A 17190-nucleotide genomic window follows, 5' to 3' on the forward strand; every position below is an offset into this window, starting at 1 on the left:
AAGCTTTTCTTTGCAAAAGCGCAACACAAACAAAGGCTCCCCGCTTATACACGGAAAGCCTTTGTCAGCTGAGTTTTCAGGCAAGTTACAAATACCGGGCAATCATTCGAACCAGCTTTGCAGGAAACTCGTGTAAATTTGTCATATCCAAAAAGCGTTCCTTTCCGTAAATTTCACTAATGACCTCCTTGTCTTGGCCGATGGCCGCTGCAAGGAAGGCGACTCCTTTTCGTTCGTATTCCTGGATCGTTTGCTGCATATCGGCAACCGCATGACTTCCGGTATAGTCGTCCAGCGCTTTCGGTTGTCCGTCGCTGATGCTGATCAACAATTTGGTCTGTTGCGGGCAGACGACTAGCCGTTCCGCCATAATGCGCAGTGCCATCCCGTCGCGATTGTTGCTTCTGGCTTGAATCCGCATCAGCCGGAAGCGGTCAGTGGCGTCCGTTTTGTCCAGGTCGACATAGGCGAAGACGGACATTTGCTCCAAGCGGGACACATCCGCCGTATCCCCGTAGATCAACACAGGAATGTGGCAAAGCTGACAAAATTCATAGACGGCGATGACCGCCCGTTTGGCCGCCTCCAATCTCCCGAAGGCTGACATCGACGCGGATTCGTCCACCCGCAGACCCACGACAAGCGACGGCGATTCCGTTGGCGGGCGTTTCTTGGCAAAATATTTGTAGTCTTTGTAGGCAACGCTGTCCGCTTGAAATTTGCTGCCGTAGTAACGATTCCGCGCAAAGTCGGAAGTGACCTCATGCTCTAAATAGGGAAGTGTCTTTCTGACAAGCTGTTGTACGATGGGCATGAGTCCTTTGCTCAGGCGGACGTACTCCTGCTGGTTTTCCTGATCGTAGTCAGGGCGGTGCACGATGAGCTTCACTTTTCGATGAATCGAATCGGAAATGACCTCTCGTGCGGCCTGATTCAGCTTTTTGCGGAAATCGCGCTCCTGTTGCTTCGCTTCCTCTGAGGCAGACTCGGGGTTTGCCTGATGATAGCGAGGGGTGCCGTCTTCCCCCGGAGTGGAGCGCTCGATTTGAGCAGGATCGTCGGAGACTTGCGAAGAGCTGTTGTCACTGTCAGCCGATTTTTTCAAGGCGATTCCTGTTTGCTCCCGTGGCTGGTCTGTGTCAAAAGCAGCGTCGTCAATCTCCCCGGATGTCTTGATTTCTATGGCATCGTCCCAGTTTCGTTTTTTTTTAGCTCACCAGAAGAGGCTGCCTCCAGACGGGCAAACAATTCATGCTGGGCAAGTGCTTCTTCCAAAAGCTGAATTTCTTCCGGATCGGTCGTGATTTTGTAGATGACCTTGTGGTAAAGCGATGCTTTTGCAGAAATGCCGTTGGCAATCGCATCTGCCCAGTAAAAGAACGAACGCATTCCCGCCACACCCTTGATCGCATTGGCTCGTGCCGTTTTGTCCAATAGCAAAATGACATCCGCTAAGAGAGACAGCATTTCTTCATCTTGGAAGCCCGTTTTGGCCTTGACGCGCCCGATCATGACCTCTTTTGTCGGCAAATCCATCTTTTCCGTATGCTGGACTCTGTCGCGCAGTGCCTCGTTTAACGGTCTTGTTCCGGCATAGCTGCGGTTTGTCGTGATCACGGCGATGAAGTCCGGGTGCCTGCGGATGATTTCCGTTGGAAGGTTGATGCTCCCATCCAGCTCCAGGGCAGAGTTTAGCGCCATTAACACCGCAGCATCGCGAATCACGTTCGGTTCCTGGATTTCCAAAAGATAGCCCTTTTGATAGGCTCTGACGATTTCAGAAGGGTAAAATCGGTATTCAATCGCTTCCCCATCGCTCTTTTCCGCGGCAAGCTTCCCTAATTGCTTCATCATTTTGGCGGCTTGCTCCCCGGAAATCCCCAATGCCTTCATCAAAATTTCCGTGCCGCTTGCCAATCCTTCGTTTTCATAGAGAGCTGTTAAGGCGGTTTGTTGCGCAGGCTGCAAATTGTTTAGGCGCTCAGAAGAAATCACCGGCAAAATAGCTCCAATAATATCTGATTTATCCATATCAGCAAAACAAGTGACTTTCGTGTACGGAAGCCCGAAATTCGCCGATAAAGCTTTTGCCAGTTGAGTCTTGCCAGAACCCGCATCGCCCTCCAGCAAAATGTTGGCGATCTTCATTTCCCCGCGATGCCAGTTGCGCCTGACTTCGTCACTAATGCGCCGCTCTTCTTCGCTGACTTGATGGGTAGGTGGCTTTTTCCACACGAGTGCTTTTTCTTCATCAGTCAACTGTCTATCAGGTGATAAATAATCGTGTCTGTTTTCTGTCATTCCATGTTCCTCCAAATTGTCGTCATGCTGCGTGTCGCTCTGCTTTGTGCCTTTTTTCAACAGCGACAAGCGGGAGCAGGCAAGTGGCATCGCCGATCATCCATGCTTCACTCGCGGCGTGTACCGCTTCTTCGAGGGAAAACGTGTCTTCGACTAGCCGGGTACGAATGTCCCGTTGACCAGCCTTCCGATGAAAACAGGGGTAACTGCGGCTAAACAAAGCTAATAGCCCATGTCTCTTAAAACTTTTGCCAATGAGCGCAGACGCTCGCCGATCAGTTCCCCGTCGTCGCTTAAAATTTGGCTGAACTGCTTGATGTCTTCATGGAGACTTTCGTTGTCTGTGCAGATTGCGACGTTCAACGCATCGCCTTGCAGGGCAATCCTGTCGATAACGGGCTTTTGCGGATCGTAAAAATGCTCATATCTGTATGCATCGTGAAAATGAGCCAACGACCGGCAAAGCAGCAGCGACAGATCAAGAACGCGATGGAGCGGGAGTTCCTCCGGTTGACTTGCCCCGTTTTCTCCCGCGCTTTTCCACACCTTGGCTGTGATAGCGGCTTTTTTATGGTCACTTTCCCGAGTCAAGCCGAGCGAGAGCGCTTGGACATCCGTGTTTCTGGCATGACGGCCGTCCACTCGATCGTAGTTTTCTGATACCACGACAGGCTTGTGTTCGGACGTAGCGGAGATTTTCATGTTCTTTTCCTCTTTCCTTTTCGAAATTACTGCAAAGTCTATCTGAGTTTTCCGCGAGAAGCAACACTTTTTTGTTAGGATTGACAAACGTTTTGTTTTTATGTTTATTATTATATAAACTTAATATTAATTTGTTTGTTTTTTATCGAGCCATCCGCGCCCCTCTTTGGAAGAGAGGGAGCTTGAGGAAAGTATACAGGCAGAAAAACGGATGGAAGACTATTACAGGCTGCAGGTCAGGTGTAGCTCGTGAAAAGTGAGGAGAAACCAAGATGAATCGCAAAGACGAACTGAAACAGACGTTTAAGGAAGCGAAGACAGAGGCGGGCGTGTATCAAATCAAAAACACCCTTAATCAAAAAGTGTGGATTTGCAGTACCCGCAATCTTAAAACGATGAACGGAAAACTGTTCACGCTCAAACTCGGCTCGCATATGAACAAGCAACTGCAAAGCGAGTGGGATGAGTACGGAGAAGAGGCGTTCGTTGCGGAAGTGTTGGAGGTTTTGAAAAAGAAGGAAGACGGATATTTTGATGAAAAGGATGAGCTGGAGAAACTGGAACAAAAATGGCTCGACAAGCTTCAGCCGTATGGAGAACGTGGCTATCATCAGGAGAAAAAGAAATAGGCGTGGGTCTAGTGGAGGGAATGCAAAGCTGTATGGATTGCAAACAAACGAGAGCGAGCCGAAACACGTTATTCTCGCGTTTCGACTCGCTCTGACGGCTGGCATGTCATGATCTACAGACAAAGAAACAGAACGGTCTTAGATGATTATTGTTCGCCTTTAGTGAAAATCTGGAAGGTGATGCCGAACTTGTCGCGCACGTTGCCGTAGGCAGGGCTGAAGAATGTTTCCTGCAAAGGCAGATGTACCTGCCCGTCCTCTTGAAGCGCTGCGAAAATGCGTTCTGCCTCGGCTTTATCCTCCAGCGAAATGCAAATGGTCACTTGATCGCCTAACTGATAAGGTTGTCCAGGAAACGCGTCAGAAAACATCAATTCGCTGTCGCCAATTTGCAGTGTAGCATGACCCACAAGATTTTTGGCTTCTGGCGGGAGCGGGTACTCAGGGTTTTCCGGCATTTCGCCAAACGTCTGCTTGTAAAGCACTTGCGCACCCAACACTTTTTCGTAAAACGAGATGGCTTCGCTTGCATTTCCGTTCAGGACAAGATAAGGGATCAGACGCAAAGACATGGAGGAATCAGCTCCTTGGAATAGTGGTCTAGGCATGGCTGACGACAGGAGAGCAGACAGGTATTCTGGCTTCCAATGTCATCCATAAGCAAATGATACCACAAAAGAACATACGTTCGCAATAGTGTCAAAAAAAAAAACGAGGCCGCATACGCGAATCCTCGTTTTGTTGCGTCTACGCCGCATCTGAAAAGTTACGCGGCTTTTCGACGAATCATGAACAGATAGCAGACAATCGAGCCGATGGTGGCAAGCGCCATGACAATGCCCATCGGCACAGCAGTGCCTTCCCCTCCGATTCCGACCAGCGGAGCGACAATACCGCCGCTGATGAAGGAGAGCAGACCTTGCAAGGCAGACGCACTGCCTGCTGCTTTGCTCTGATTTTGCATGGCGAGCGAGAAGCCTGTCGCCCCGACGATACCGACGCTGGAAACGACGAAGAACAAAGGCACGAGCACGGCAACCAGCCCAGCGTCAAGCACGATCATGGCGAGCAGCGTGATTCCGCCAAGCCCAGCCAGCAAAATGCCAGTGACAAACAGTTTTGTCTCTTTGACTTTTCCGGCAAGTCGTCCGGTAATTTGGCTGGCGATGATAATTCCTACCCCATTCATGGCAAAAATCATGCTGAAGCCTTGCGGAGAGACACCAAAAATTTTCTGGAACACAAAGGGCGATCCGGCGATATAAGCGAACATCGCGGCCGTGACCAGACCTTGCGACAAGGCGTAGCCCATGAAAACCCGATCTTTCACCAGCCCGCCAAAAGTGGCGAGCGTATTGCCGATTCCGGCTTTGGAACGGCGATTGACAGGCAACGTCTCCGGCAATCCGAGCATGACGACGAGCAGCATGACGGCGCCGATCAGACCGAGTGCGACAAACACGCCGTGCCAGGAGGTAAACTCCAGCAGCTGACCGCCGACGATAGGCGCGGCAATCGGCGCAATCCCGTTAATCAGCATCAGCAGGGCAAAAAACTTCGTCAGCTCTGTGCCCGAATACAAATCGCGTACAGTAGCGCGAGCGATGACGATCCCGGCAGAGCCAGCAAGTCCCTGCACAAAACGGAGGAAGATGAACGTATAGATCGAAGGAGCAACCGCGCACAAAAAAGAAGACAAGGCGTATAAAATAAGTCCGATCAAAAGTGGCATTCTGCGTCCGCGTACGTCGCTGATCGGTCCCGCGAAAAGCTGACCGACAGACAGTCCAATGAGGCAGGCGGTCAAACTGAGCTGCGCCATCGACGTACTGGTGGAAAGATCGTCAGCCAGAAGCGGCAAAGCAGGCAAATACATGTCCAGCGACAAAGGGCCAAACGCTGAAAGCGAGCCTAAAATGGTGGCGATCCACAGGCGGCGCGTCTTGTTTTCGGCAAGCGCCGATGAGTCCAGTTCTTTTGCTACATGGTTCAAAGGGATGTTCCAACCTTTCTGTTGTGGAATGAAAAGCAAACGCCCCCGCTACTCTTTGGCTTCTTCAGATGCTTGGGTGTTTTCCATATAAAAGGTCATCAAGTTGCCGTGCATTCTATCCAGCATGCCTTGCAGAACGATTTTTTCTTCATCAGTAAAATCTTCAAAGCATTTTAGTTCAAGAACGCGCAGTGCTTCCTTGACAGCTTTTGTCGCCAAACGACCTTTGTCTGTGAGAAAAACCCGCGAGATTCGCTGGTCGCGTTCGTCAGCACGACGTTCGACCAGACCGCATTTTTCCATGCGATTGATCATGACGGTAAGAGTAGCCGGTTTGACCTGGATTCGTCTGGCCAGCTCTTTCTGAATCAAGCCGTCTGTGTGGGCAAGACGCATGAGGAGGATGGGCTGTCCCGGATAGACGTCATAGTTTTGAATCAAGTATTCAACGTTCTTCTTGTGAAGCTTCATCACATGGCCCATTGCATGCGTCAAAGCAGTAGAATAATCAAATTCCACCAGAGTACCCCCGTTTGTTAGCTGGCTAACAGAATGTAAATGTAAATGATTCTCAATCCACTGTCAATACTGATCTATTATACAAAAACAAAGCGCGCTCGTCATGAGGTTGACCAAGAATGTTGCGAACAAAAGGAAGGAGAGGAGCAGCAAGCTGTAGAATGTAAGTTATTTGGAAATGAAAGGACAGGGTGAGCAAAGATGATTGTGAACGAACAAATAAAAGCGGCAGAAGTCAGCCTCACTGGAGTGGACGGAGAAGACCTCGGGATTGTCGCTACCAAAGTCGCGTTGCAAATGGCAAAAGAGCAAGGCGTCGACCTGGTGTGCCTCTCGCTGGCGACAAGTCCGCCTCCGTGCCAACTCGTAAACCGCACGAATCATAAAGAACAGCTCAATCGCGAAAAGGCCAAGCAGCGCAAGGCAGAAAAAGGCATGAAAGTAAAAGAGCTGCGCCTGAGCGCTTTTATCGAAGATCACGATTACGAGACGAAAAAGCGACAAGCCGAAAAAATATTGGCGGCAGGCGACGCCGTGCAATTGACCGTGCGCCTGGAGAAAAAAGAGAGCCAGGAAGCGAAAAAGCTCGTCGAGGGGCTGGTCAAAGAGCTGGCGCATTGCGGAAAACAAGATAAAGGGATTCAAGTGAGCGGCAAACAAGTTGTTGCCATCCTGCTCCCCAAATAAACAAAGCGAGTGATTTCATGCCATTTACTTTTTCGCATCCGGCGATTGTGCTGCCGCTAAGAAAGTTTGCCTGGGTATCGTTCCCGGCGCTTGTGCTTGGCAGCATGGCTCCGGACTTTGAGTATTTTTTGCGGTTGGCGCCTTACAGCGTCTACAGCCATACGACACTCGGACTGTTTACCTTTGACTTGCCGCTCGTCATGCTGCTTTATTTGCTGTATCGGTTTGTCGTGGAGAAAGGCTTGCTGGCGGTTGTGCCCCTGTGGGTGGCAAAGGGCTTGGCTGGCGACAAGGGCTGGGACCAGGCGAATCGCGGGCGAGGGCGAAGCTTCTTTTTATCGTTTGTGATTTTCGCTTATTCCGCTTTGCTGGGAAGCTTCAGTCACGTCCTCTGGGATTCTTTTACCCATGACCGGGGAAGCATGGTGGAACGATTTGCCTTGCTGCAACAACGCATTTCGCTTGCTGCTTGGGAGGTTCCCGTCTACAAGCTGCTCCAGCACGGGAGTACGCTGGTGGGCGGACTGGCTATTGTGTACGTCATCTGGCGTTGCGGGCGTGAGCGGAGGGAGAGAAGTATCCAAGTCGAGCAGGCGGCAGCGCATGTGAAAGGGCTGTTTTGGATCGGCGTAGCGGCCGTGGGCATGGTTGTAGCTTGTTGGGATGCGCTTTTTGTCAAAGGCGTTTCGCCCGTCTTGTATCCGCTGCAGCATGTCGTTCCGTTCATCTCGGGGGCATTGCTCGGGGTGTGCCTTTTCGCTCCAGTGGTGAGTAGGTTCGGCTTGAAAAATAAAGCTTAGAAAAGAATGCTGGCAACGAAAAAATCCCTCCTTCTTGAGAGGGATTTCATTGTATGGATGGGGAGACGCGGCAGCCCTATATGGTGAAATCCTCGGATTTTAGCGTCAGTAAATCTTCTTTCGTTGGCTCATACACCTTCAACAAGCGCACAGCTTGCACCCGGATTGCTTTTTCGATGTCAGCAAAAAAAGATTAATTTTCTTGTTTTGTATGATCTGCATTTTAATAAAAGTGTAACTGTAAAAGAACTGAATAAAAAATTGGTCATACTCCAGTGTATGTTAGGCGTATTTTTAAAGAGAATGGAAGCAATGCAGCGAAATCAGTTTGGGAAAAACGGCGATGATAAATTCAATTCGGGTGTAGAAAGCTACACGCATTCTATAGCGAGAAATGGGTGATAAACGGATGAAACAACAGTCGGAAAGCACTTCAGCGAGCTATCCCAACCGGATTCAAGTTGTTTTTAAGCGAGAGCCACCCAAAAAATTGACTGAGCCATTGGCTACAAGTATCAGATCAATTGTTCACTCAGAATTGTCGACACTTTTTAATGAACTCGAAGGACTTGTCGGCTTAACGGAAGCAAAGAAAACCATTTACGAAATATATGCCTTGTATCAAATCAACAAAGAGAGAGAAAAACATGGGCTTCAACTTGAAAAGCAAGTGTTTCACATGGTGTTCAAAGGAAACCCGGGAACCGGGAAAACGACAGTGGCTCGATTGTTTGGCAAAATTTTTCGCGAAATGGGGATATTGACCAAGGGGCATCTAATCGAGGTTGAGCGAGCAGATTTAGTTGGAGAGTTCATCGGTCATACTGCGCAGAAAACTCGTGAACTGGTCAAAAAAGCGTTGGGCGGCATTTTATTTATTGACGAAGCTTACTCGCTTGCTCGCGGGGGAGAAAAAGATTTTGGCAAGGAAGCTGTGGACTGTCTCACGAAATCCCTCGAAGATGCAAACAACGATTTCATCTGCATTATAGCGGGATACAACGAAGAAATGGAAAATTTTCTGGAACTAAACCCGGGCCTTCCCTCTCGTTTTCCAATTCACATTGATTTTTGCGACTACAGTGTAGATGAACTTCTGGAAATCGCACACATTATGTCAAAGAAAAAAGACTTTGAATTGACGGCTGATGCTTCCGATAAAATCAGGCGCAACCTTTTAAACATCCTGAGCAACCCATTTCAGGAGAACTTTAGCAATGCAAGGCATATTCGAAATTGCATTGAAAAAGCTATCAGAGTTCAGGCGGTTAGATTGTTGAGAAGCAACGAATTGACTAGGGAAGATTTGTTGCAACTTAAGGCGGAGGATTTTGTGGTTTAAGAATTTTGGAGGAACCTTTGAAGTGGAGTACAAGACAGAGAGAAGTTTCCTTTAATAGCCTGCTTTAGTGAGTCGGAATACTCAATCGATACTCGGGATCTGTTGAATTTACGAAAACTAAGCGACTGAGGAGATTGTTTAGCTAGCTGGCAAGACTTTTTTATATTTGAGAATGGTATACACTTTTCGGTTGCCAAAGTGTTTATATTTATATTACCAAGCGCAGTATGAAGGCGTTTCTGAATTTGTTGTAGGATTAGACACTGAAACGTCACTTCGTTAAATCAATTTCGTTTGGGGAGAGGCAACAGAGTTGATAACATTACACTTTAGATTTTAATCGCCGAATGATCTGTCCAGTAGTGGATGGGTCATTTTTGTTGCATTAGTTTGTCGAACAATAAAAGTTGATGAAAAGAAACAATAATGATACTATAATCGTCGTTAAAATCTATTTGTGGAAGTATATGGTTATTGATTGAAGAGAAGATGACAACCTTTAGGGAAATGATAAGGAATTTAGCGGTGACATATCAATTGCAGAATTGGTTAGATGGTCAGGTATCCAAAGAACTTAAATGAAAAAATATTACATTTAGTGAATGGTGCTATCATGAAAAGTTTCACCCACATTAACAAATGACAGGAAATTTAATATGAAAAGAAATTGCAAAATTCTAACCAATCGTTCCAAAACCAATTTTAATCTGCCATTAGCATCTACAGTTGCAGCAGTAGTAATCAGTTTACTTGTGCCTCAAGTAACTTGGGCTAATGAATTAAGGATAATAGGTGTATCAGCTTACGATCATATTTCTGATTTAACATTTGGGAATGATGATGCTACTTATTGGCAACAAAATTGCTGAATCAAGATTGGAAAGTGTCTTCGCATTACAATGAAGAAGCAACTCAAGATAAATTTAATAAAGCTGGAGATGACGATTTATTGTACTTTACAGGTCATGGATCGTCCAATGGCAGTCTAGCACTGCAAAAATATAAGAAACAAAATAAGCCAGAAGGTTCATATGCTAACTGGGATGATGCATGGCGGTTTGCAAATGTTGAATATAACGAATTTGATTGGGCGATTACAGGGCATAAAAAAATGAGGATGATTACTTTTGGGTATAAGATGGAACGACTACTGACGTTACTGGAACTAAAGACATCTACCATTGGTATAATGGAGGTGGGGACTATTTAGATGTTAAAAGCTTGACTAATGAGCGAAAAACGTCAAAACTATATAGGGACTAAGATTAAAAACAGAATCATTAGATGTTCAAACTATTGCCAAATCTCTGTTGGACGTTAATGAAAAAACACTAAGAGGAATTAACAACAAAGAACCTTATTACTTTTCAAACGAAAAAGGGAATCTTATCTCTTACCCATCTGGGGCAATTAATTATTTCCGAAACGTGTCAAATGATGGAATGCATAGCTCCAATGAAAAAGTTATTAAAGTCGCTGAGAAGTTTATAAGCGAACACGGTGGGTTTCCTAAGGATGCTCAACTAAATAGTGTTATACCCCAATAGAAGTTGATGCAAATACGAAAAAAGAAAAAGTTATCGGATACTTAGTGCAATACTCACGTGAGCATAACAATGTGCCAGTAGAGGGATATGCTGGAGACTCAATTAAGTTAATTATTGATGCTAAAGGTGTCACATACTATTTTAGACTTTGGAGAGAGATTGACGAATCTTCCTCTTCAAAGTTAAGTAGCGAACTAATCACTAATGAGGAAGCAGTTGAAAAAGGACTCGATGCCCTAAAGCCTTTCAGATAGGCGTAAAATCCAATCTTGCCCATTCCAAGTTCCTTGCACAACTCTTGGACAGAAAGACAGCCTATCTGTCCGTTTATAAGGTGGTTTTTGATCTCTGTAATTCGAACCACTTGTTAGAACAGCATTCTCCAATTCATTAGCCACTTGTTGCTTGGCCAGTTCTTGAGCCGCATTTCAATCGTTTTCTTCTTCAGCTCCAAACTAAATGACTGGAATTTTTGCCCCTTTTAGCCATGAAAAAAGTGCCTCCTAAAAAATTCATGGCTTTAACACCAAGCTGTTTTTCCAATAGCTGTTTTGTAGGTGCACTTCATTTGTGCAAAAACAAATAGTTTTGTTTATAAAAAATGAAAAGTGCTTCGTGTAAATACCCTGCTAATATTATAAAATATTCAAAATATAATTTTAAGAACTACGAGGAGAAAGCATGAATTCCATTTTGGCCATTGTATTTTCACTTTTGCTCACGTTTCATACCGTCCCTTATTCTATTGAGGTAGAGCCCCACTCCTATGAGGCAGAGTCATTGGCGTCAAACATAAAAACCAATGAAGTGAGAAAGGAATACTTGGAACAGTCATATCGCTTTTACACACGAATCGTTGAACTTGATAAAAAGAATATGAAAATGAGCGAAGAGTTCAAAACAGAATTTATGAATTTTGCCATTCAGATGGAAACAGAGAACCCTAGTGAGATGCTATTAGGTATATTGATTAGCAGGCTATATGTCAGGAAGATGGGGCTTGAATATAATGACAAAAATGCCAATGATAGAGCGACTTTCAATAAGACGGCCTCAGATTTGAAGATGGTATTTGGCAAGTAAGAAGCAGCAGGCAGCTTAGAAACAGTAAGAAGAAGTGGAGGCACTAATGAAGCCATTCCGAAAAACAGCGAAAAAAATTACGGTGAATGGAGTCGCATTCCACTGTGTTATCAATGAAATTCCTTCGAACGAAAATGTGTCTTTTAAGGCGTACCCTTGTGACACCAAACCTCTTCTTTCACAGTAAAATTCTCATGGCAGGGAAACTGGCATTTTAACCTGCATAAGCCGCAAAATTGTGCTCAGTTGATGAAATACGCAATCAGCAATGGCTGGGAGTATTATCGGGAGAAGCAAGTCATGGAAGTGGAGAACGGTGATTTCCTGATTCATGAGTTAGGGTTAACGGTGTAAAGGAAAGAAGAACCTTTCACCATGCAGATGACATACACGCGCTGCCCCTCCTTGGTGAGGGGCTGTCTGTTTCTGTAGCGCACTTTGAAAGGACAAGGCGGTCCATACCACACATCACACCCGTAACGAAATGGGCAAAATGTGGTATGATAAGAGAAGAAAGGGCGTGAATCGGTGAACGATCTGATCAAAACGAAAGAAACGGCGATCTTGGTCGGTTGCTTTTTGGATAACCGCGATGCAGAGCGAACACGTCTCTCCATGGAAGAATTGCATGAGTTGGCTGCCACTGCTGGCGTTGAGGTGCTCGATGTCGTGACGCAGAACCGGGATCGAATCGACTCGGCCTGGTATCTCGGGACGGGCAAAATTGATGAAATTGCCGAAAAGGCCCATGAGCTGGACATTGATGTGGTCATTTTCAACGACGAGCTGTCGCCGAGTCAGACGCGCAATCTCGACAGGATATTCGATTGCAAGGTCATCGACCGGACGCAGCTCATTCTGGATATATTTGCTGGACGGGCGCAGTCCCGCGAAGGGAAAATTCAAGTCGAGCTTGCCCAGTACAATTATTTGCTGCCACGTCTCGCAGGGCAAGGGAAGCAGCTTTCCCGGCTTGGCGGGGGAATCGGTACGCGCGGTCCCGGTGAAACCAAGCTGGAAAGCGACCGACGCCATATCCGCAAACGGATCAGCGAGCTGAAACAGCAGTTGGAAGACACCGTCCGCACGAGACAGCTGCATCGGGAGCGCCGCAAGAAAAACAAAGTGTTCCAGATTGCGCTGGTCGGGTATACAAACGCGGGAAAATCGACCATTCTCAATCAATTGACGCAAGCCAATACGCTGCAAGAAGATAAGCTGTTTGCCACATTGGACCCGACGACAAGACAGCTGGAGTTGCCAAGCGGCCTGGAAGTGCTCCTGACAGATACCGTTGGATTCATTCAGGACTTGCCGACGAGCTTGGTCGCTGCGTTCCGCTCTACGTTGGAAGGGGTAAAGGAAGCAGATTTGATTTTGCATGTGGTCGATAGCCACCATCCTGATTTTCGGGTGCACATGGAGGTTGTCGATAAAATTTTGCGCGAGTTGAAAGCGGAAGAAATTCCGCAACTCGTCGTATTCAACAAAGCGGACCTTTTGACAGAACGGTCTTACTTGCCGCATGCGGAGGATTCAATCCTCATTTCGGCCATGCGCAAGGAGGATCAGCAAAAGCTGCTGGCGAGACTGGAAGCTTTTGCGCTCGCTTCCTTCCATGAACTGAAGCTGCGTGTTCCGGTGGAGCGCGGAGATATTTTGTCCCTTTTGCATCGTGAAGGGGTTGAAATGGAACAGCAATTTAATGAAGAAGAGGAGTCATACCTGGTCACTGTACGCGTGAACCGGGACCATCCGATCTATGGGCGGATTGCTCCTTTTCTCCTGGATAAACCAGAGACTGTTGAAGAGAGTTGGTAAGATCACCTATGTTTCAATATTTTTCTCACGGGGAAAAGCTTCGTCCTCTCGTCCTGGAGGTAGAAGCGATGATCTCCGAAAGACATCGTCAAATTTCCGCGCTGGTGGACACCAATCAATTGAAGGTGCTGCGCTCTTTTCAAAAGCATGAGGTAAACGAATTTCACTTTTCGCCATCGACCGGATACGGATACGACGACTCCGGCCGGGCTACGCTGGAATCGATCTACGCAGACGTTTTTGGCGGCGAGGCGGCGCTGGTTAGACCGCACATCATTTCCGGAACGCATGCGATTGCCATCTCGCTGTTTGGGATTTTGCGTCCTGGCGACGATTTGCTCTACATCACGGGCAAGCCGTATGACACGTTGGAAGAGGTCGTAGGTGTGCGCGGCGAAGGCCAAGGTTCGCTGAAAGAATACGGGATCGGGTACAGCTATGTGCCTTTGACACCGGAGGGCGAAATCGATTTTGTCGCGGTGGCGCAGGCGATTACGCCCAAGACAAAAGTGATTGGCATTCAGCGCTCGCGCGGTTATGCGGATCGTCCGTCCTTTACGATCGCCAAAATCCGCGAGATGATCCGCATGGTCAAGGAAATCAATCCGGCGCTGATCGTGTTTGTAGACAACTGCTACGGTGAATTTACGGAAGAGCTGGAGCCGCTGCATGTCGGCGCAGACATTATGGCTGGCTCGCTCATCAAAAACCCGGGCGGCGGTCTGGTCAAGACTGGCGGATACATTGTCGGGCGGGAAGACCTTGTGCGTCTCGCTTCGTTCCGGATGGCAGCACCAGGGATTGGCGCAGAGGGTGGAGCTTCGCTGTACTCGCTGTTGGAAATGTTTCAAGGCTTTTTCCTGGCGCCGCACGTCGTGGGAGAAGCGCTGAAAGGCGCGGTGTTCTCCTCCGCCTTGCTGGAACGACTCGGCTTTCAGACCAATCCGCTCTGGCATGAACCGCGCACGGACCTCATTCAGTCTGTCGCTTTTGGCAGTGCGGAACGGCTGATTACTTTTTGCCAAGGGATTCAAAAAGCAGCTCCCGTCGATTCGCACGTCACGCCGTACCCGAGCGAAATGCCGGGGTATGCAGACCCGGTTATCATGGCGGCGGGAACGTTCATTCAAGGAGCGAGCATCGAGTTTTCCGCAGACGGTCCGATTCGCCCGCCATACTTGGGCTTTGTGCAAGGCGGTTTGACGTACTCGCATGTCAAAGTAGGGATTTTGACGGCGTTAAACGGCTTGCTGGACAAAGGATTGCTCGAATTGCCTGAGGCGTAAACGGTTTTTACAAAAGGAAAGACGGCATTCTCTCGGATGGGAGAAGCCGTCTTTTTGCTATTCGACTGTGCGCGGACGGTACTGCGAAAAACAACCATTGAGACAGGCATGTCGTGGGTTCCATACGGGGATAACGTGGATTTTTTCAAAAGAGGTCACTTTCTTGCGTAATATTTTCTAACATCCGTTGACAGTGTTTGTGCTTTTGCATAAAATAAAGCATAAGGAAAACGATAGAGGAGGGACAAGTCATGAGTGATGACCTTCGCCGGAATATGGCCCTCTTTCCAATTGGGATCGTCATGAAGCTGACTGATCTCACTGCGAGACAGATACGCTACTATGAGCAAAATGACCTGATTCAACCGGCTCGCACGGAAGGAAAGCAGCGGCTTTTCTCCTTCAATGATGTAGACCGACTGTTGGAGATCAAGGAACTGATTGAAAAAGGGCTCAACATTGCAGGGATCAAGCAAGTCTTGAAATTGCAAGAGTCTGTCATGGAACCGACGGAAATTTCTACAACGTCCGAAGTAAAGCGCAAGGACATGTCTGACAAGGAACTGCATCAGCTGCTAAGGCAACAAATCATGTATCGCAATGCAGCCCGCCCAGGCGAGGACGCATTGATTCGTGGAGAGCTTTCCCGCTTCTTCCACTGATATAAAGTTGTGAGAGAGACAGGAGGAGAGAAATGTGAGCAAGTACACAAGAGAAGACATTATGCGATTGGCCCAAGAAGAGGACGTGAGATACATCCGTCTGCAGTTTACCGACCTGCTGGGGATTATCAAAAACGTGGAGATTCCTTCTTCCCAACTGCCGAAAGCATTGGACAACAAAATGATGTTTGACGGTTCTTCTATCGAAGGTTTTGTTCGTATTGAGGAATCGGATATGTACCTGGTACCGGATTTGGATACTTGGGTTGTATTCCCGTGGGGTAACGAGCATGGGAAAGTTGCACGTCTGATCTGTGACATCTATATGCCAGATGGCTCTCCATTCGAGGGTGACCCTCGCTACATTTTGAAACGCGCGCTGAAAGAAGCAGAAGAAATGGGCTTCTCCGCGTTTAACGTGGGACCAGAACCTGAGTTCTTCCTGTTCAAGCTCAACGACAAAGGCGAACCTACGCTTGACCTGAACGATCAGGGTGGCTATTTTGACTTTGCTCCACTCGACCTCGGCGAAAACTGCCGTCGCGATATCGTTTTGACGCTGGAAAAAATGGGCTTTGAAATCGAAGCTTCTCACCACGAAGTGGCTCCAGGCCAACACGAGATCGACTTCAAATACGCAAATGCTTTGCAAGCAGCTGACCAAATCTTGACGTTCAAGCTGGTTGTCAAAACGATTGCGCAAAAACACGGCTTGCATGCGACATTCATGCCAAAACCGCTGTACGGCGTAGCGGGTTCCGGTATGCACGCGAACCAATCCTTGTTCCGTGGCAATGAAAATGCTTTTTATGACGAGACAGACGAAATGGGCTTGAGCCAAACAGCGAAGCATTACCTCGCAGGTATTTTGCAGCATGCTCGCGGTTTCACAGCGATCACCAACCCGTTGGTGAACTCCTACAAACGTCTGGTGCCTGGCTATGAAGCGCCTTGCTACGTGGCATGGTCCGCGAAGAACCGCTCTCCTTTGATCCGTATCCCTGCCTCCCGCGGCATGGGAACTCGCATCGAAGTGCGCAGCCCAGACCCGGCAACAAACCCATACCTCGCTTTGGCTGTCATGCTGAAAGCAGGCTTGGATGGTATCAAAAACAAAGTGACTGTGCCGCCAGCCATCGATCGCAACATCTACGTGATGACTGAGCAAGATCGCGAAGCAAACGGCATCGAAAACTTGCCAGCAACACTGAAAGAAGCAATCGAGTGCCTGAAAGCCGATCCAGTGATCTGCGAAGCGCTGGGCGAGCATGCACTGATGCACTTCATCGAAGCAAAAGAAATCGAGTGGGACATGTTCCGCACACGCGTTCACGACTGGGAGCGCGAGCAGTACATGGCTGCTTACTAAGAAGTCCAAACCCCTTGTGCCTCATGGTGCGAGGGGTTTTTTGCTTTGGTGGGTGCGGGTGTAAAAATCGCCTCACCCACAAGCGTACCCACAAATCACTCATAAATCTTCTGCATATGGTCTTCAAATTTTCTCGTGAAGGGCCGAACCCGGAGTGCTTCAAGGCGATTTACACAGGCTTTACCTCTGCGTCGACCGGACGCCAGTTCCGTTTCAACGAGGAAGACCAGGCAAACTTCAACCAGCAGAGCACGCTATTTCTGTTGAAACCTGATCTTGCCGAGACGCAATGGAAAACGGAAGACGCGGGCATCGTCAGCCTGACGCGGGAACAGTTCATTGAGGTGGTGCTGGAGGCAGGGCAGCATAAGCAGGAGCAAATCGCTAGGTACTGGACCTGAAAGCTCAGGTCGAAGCTGCTGAAACAAAAAACAAGTGAAATCTGTCAA

17 protein-coding genes and 1 pseudogene are annotated in these 17190 nt (G+C 47.9%); 11 read left to right on the top strand and 7 right to left on the bottom strand.

Annotated elements, in window-relative coordinates:
* Window positions 1–85 precede the first annotated feature (85 nt).
* From M2298_RS09960 to M2298_RS09970, 3 genes are all read right to left on the bottom strand, one after another.
* Window positions 86–1105 carry a vWA domain-containing protein gene (locus M2298_RS09960; protein ID WP_280648473.1) on the bottom strand — a complete coding sequence of 340 codons (1020 nt, stop codon included), beginning with the start codon at window positions 1103–1105 and terminating at the stop codon, window positions 86–88.
* Window positions 1106–1179: 74 nt separating this feature from the next.
* The gene (locus M2298_RS09965) at window positions 1180–2301 is read right to left on the bottom strand and encodes an AAA family ATPase (protein ID WP_280648503.1); all 1122 of its coding nucleotides are present in this window, start codon (window positions 2299–2301) and stop codon (window positions 1180–1182) included.
* Window positions 2302–2523: 222 nt separating this feature from the next.
* Window positions 2524–3003 carry a DUF6530 family protein gene (locus M2298_RS09970; protein ID WP_122965279.1) on the bottom strand — a complete coding sequence of 160 codons (480 nt, stop codon included), beginning with the start codon at window positions 3001–3003 and terminating at the stop codon, window positions 2524–2526.
* 272 nt (window positions 3004–3275) lie between these two features.
* On the opposite strand from M2298_RS09970, the gene M2298_RS09975 reads away from it, so the two are divergent.
* On the top strand, window positions 3276–3632 hold the full coding sequence (locus tag M2298_RS09975; RefSeq protein ID WP_173596516.1) for a GIY-YIG nuclease family protein: 357 nt from the start codon (window positions 3276–3278) through the stop codon (window positions 3630–3632).
* A 146-nt stretch (window positions 3633–3778) separates the two neighbouring features.
* Here the strand turns inward: M2298_RS09975 and M2298_RS09980 are convergent, their stop codons facing one another.
* The 3 genes from M2298_RS09980 to M2298_RS09990 form a co-directional block, all read right to left on the bottom strand.
* Complete coding sequence (locus M2298_RS09980; protein ID WP_173596517.1) at window positions 3779–4204, bottom strand: VOC family protein; 426 nt, start codon at window positions 4202–4204, stop codon at window positions 3779–3781.
* Between the two features lie 194 nt (window positions 4205–4398).
* The gene (locus tag M2298_RS09985) at window positions 4399–5625 is read right to left on the bottom strand and encodes a multidrug effflux MFS transporter (protein ID WP_173596518.1); all 1227 of its coding nucleotides are present in this window, start codon (window positions 5623–5625) and stop codon (window positions 4399–4401) included.
* A 48-nt stretch (window positions 5626–5673) separates the two neighbouring features.
* Window positions 5674–6144 carry a MarR family winged helix-turn-helix transcriptional regulator gene (locus tag M2298_RS09990; RefSeq protein WP_173596519.1) on the bottom strand — a complete coding sequence of 157 codons (471 nt, stop codon included), beginning with the start codon at window positions 6142–6144 and terminating at the stop codon, window positions 5674–5676.
* Between the two features lie 201 nt (window positions 6145–6345).
* Between M2298_RS09990 and infC the strand changes: the two genes are divergently transcribed.
* On the top strand, window positions 6346–6831 hold the full coding sequence (gene infC, locus M2298_RS09995; RefSeq protein ID WP_173596520.1) for a translation initiation factor IF-3: 486 nt from the start codon (window positions 6346–6348) through the stop codon (window positions 6829–6831).
* A 17-nt stretch (window positions 6832–6848) separates the two neighbouring features.
* Window positions 6849–7631, top strand: coding sequence for a DUF4184 family protein (locus M2298_RS10000; protein ID WP_173596521.1), 783 nt, complete (start codon window positions 6849–6851; stop codon window positions 7629–7631).
* Between the two features lie 76 nt (window positions 7632–7707).
* Here M2298_RS10000 and M2298_RS10005 read toward each other — a convergent pair.
* Window positions 7708–7809, bottom strand: a pseudogene (locus M2298_RS10005) (AAA family ATPase); the annotation flags it as partial.
* 231 nt (window positions 7810–8040) lie between these two features.
* Between M2298_RS10005 and M2298_RS10010 the strand changes: the two are divergent.
* From M2298_RS10010 to M2298_RS10045, 8 genes are all read left to right on the top strand, one after another.
* On the top strand, window positions 8041–8973 hold the full coding sequence (locus M2298_RS10010; protein ID WP_173596522.1) for an AAA family ATPase: 933 nt from the start codon (window positions 8041–8043) through the stop codon (window positions 8971–8973).
* Between the two features lie 850 nt (window positions 8974–9823).
* The gene (locus M2298_RS10015) at window positions 9824–10183 is read left to right on the top strand and encodes a hypothetical protein (protein ID WP_173596523.1); all 360 of its coding nucleotides are present in this window, start codon (window positions 9824–9826) and stop codon (window positions 10181–10183) included.
* A gap of 1018 nt (window positions 10184–11201) precedes the next feature.
* Window positions 11202–11603: a hypothetical protein gene (locus tag M2298_RS10020; protein WP_173596524.1), complete on the top strand. Its 402-nt coding sequence runs from the start codon at window positions 11202–11204 to the stop codon at window positions 11601–11603.
* 528 nt (window positions 11604–12131) lie between these two features.
* A complete protein-coding gene (hflX, locus tag M2298_RS10025; RefSeq protein WP_173596525.1) occupies window positions 12132–13424 on the top strand; it encodes a GTPase HflX in 1293 nt (430 codons plus the stop codon).
* A gap of 8 nt (window positions 13425–13432) precedes the next feature.
* Entirely contained in the window at window positions 13433–14710 is a 1278-nt protein-coding gene (locus tag M2298_RS10030) for a methionine gamma-lyase family protein (RefSeq protein WP_122965287.1), read from the top strand.
* A gap of 251 nt (window positions 14711–14961) precedes the next feature.
* On the top strand, window positions 14962–15372 hold the full coding sequence (locus M2298_RS10035; protein ID WP_122965288.1) for a MerR family transcriptional regulator: 411 nt from the start codon (window positions 14962–14964) through the stop codon (window positions 15370–15372).
* A 34-nt stretch (window positions 15373–15406) separates the two neighbouring features.
* The gene (glnA, locus tag M2298_RS10040; protein WP_122965289.1) at window positions 15407–16741 is read left to right on the top strand and encodes a type I glutamate--ammonia ligase; all 1335 of its coding nucleotides are present in this window, start codon (window positions 15407–15409) and stop codon (window positions 16739–16741) included.
* 116 nt (window positions 16742–16857) lie between these two features.
* The gene (locus M2298_RS10045; protein ID WP_244226807.1) at window positions 16858–17142 is read left to right on the top strand and encodes a DUF4376 domain-containing protein; all 285 of its coding nucleotides are present in this window, start codon (window positions 16858–16860) and stop codon (window positions 17140–17142) included.
* Window positions 17143–17190 lie beyond the last annotated feature (48 nt).

It is taken from the genome of Brevibacillus sp. 1238 (assembly GCF_029892995.1).
GTDB classification, from domain to species: domain Bacteria; phylum Bacillota; class Bacilli; order Brevibacillales; family Brevibacillaceae; genus Brevibacillus; species Brevibacillus parabrevis.

Bases quoted from the DNA above. Each gene is read 5' to 3' on its own strand.
- M2298_RS09965 (WP_280648503.1), bottom strand. From the start codon at position 2,301: ATGACAGAAAACAGACACGATTATTTATCACCTGATAGACAGTTGACT.
- M2298_RS09970 (WP_122965279.1), bottom strand. From the start codon at position 3,003: ATGAAAATCTCCGCTACGTCCGAACACAAGCCTGTCGTGGTATCAGAA.
- M2298_RS09975 (WP_173596516.1), top strand. From the start codon at position 3,276: ATGAATCGCAAAGACGAACTGAAACAGACGTTTAAGGAAGCGAAGACA.
- M2298_RS09980 (WP_173596517.1), bottom strand. From the start codon at position 4,204: ATGTCTTTGCGTCTGATCCCTTATCTTGTCCTGAACGGAAATGCAAGC.
- infC (WP_173596520.1), top strand. From the start codon at position 6,346: ATGATTGTGAACGAACAAATAAAAGCGGCAGAAGTCAGCCTCACTGGA.
- M2298_RS10000 (WP_173596521.1), top strand. From the start codon at position 6,849: ATGCCATTTACTTTTTCGCATCCGGCGATTGTGCTGCCGCTAAGAAAG.
- M2298_RS10010 (WP_173596522.1), top strand. From the start codon at position 8,041: ATGAAACAACAGTCGGAAAGCACTTCAGCGAGCTATCCCAACCGGATT.
- M2298_RS10020 (WP_173596524.1), top strand. From the start codon at position 11,202: ATGAATTCCATTTTGGCCATTGTATTTTCACTTTTGCTCACGTTTCAT.
- M2298_RS10030 (WP_122965287.1), top strand. From the start codon at position 13,433: ATGTTTCAATATTTTTCTCACGGGGAAAAGCTTCGTCCTCTCGTCCTG.
- M2298_RS10035 (WP_122965288.1), top strand. From the start codon at position 14,962: ATGAGTGATGACCTTCGCCGGAATATGGCCCTCTTTCCAATTGGGATC.
- M2298_RS10045 (WP_244226807.1), top strand. From the start codon at position 16,858: ATGGTCTTCAAATTTTCTCGTGAAGGGCCGAACCCGGAGTGCTTCAAG.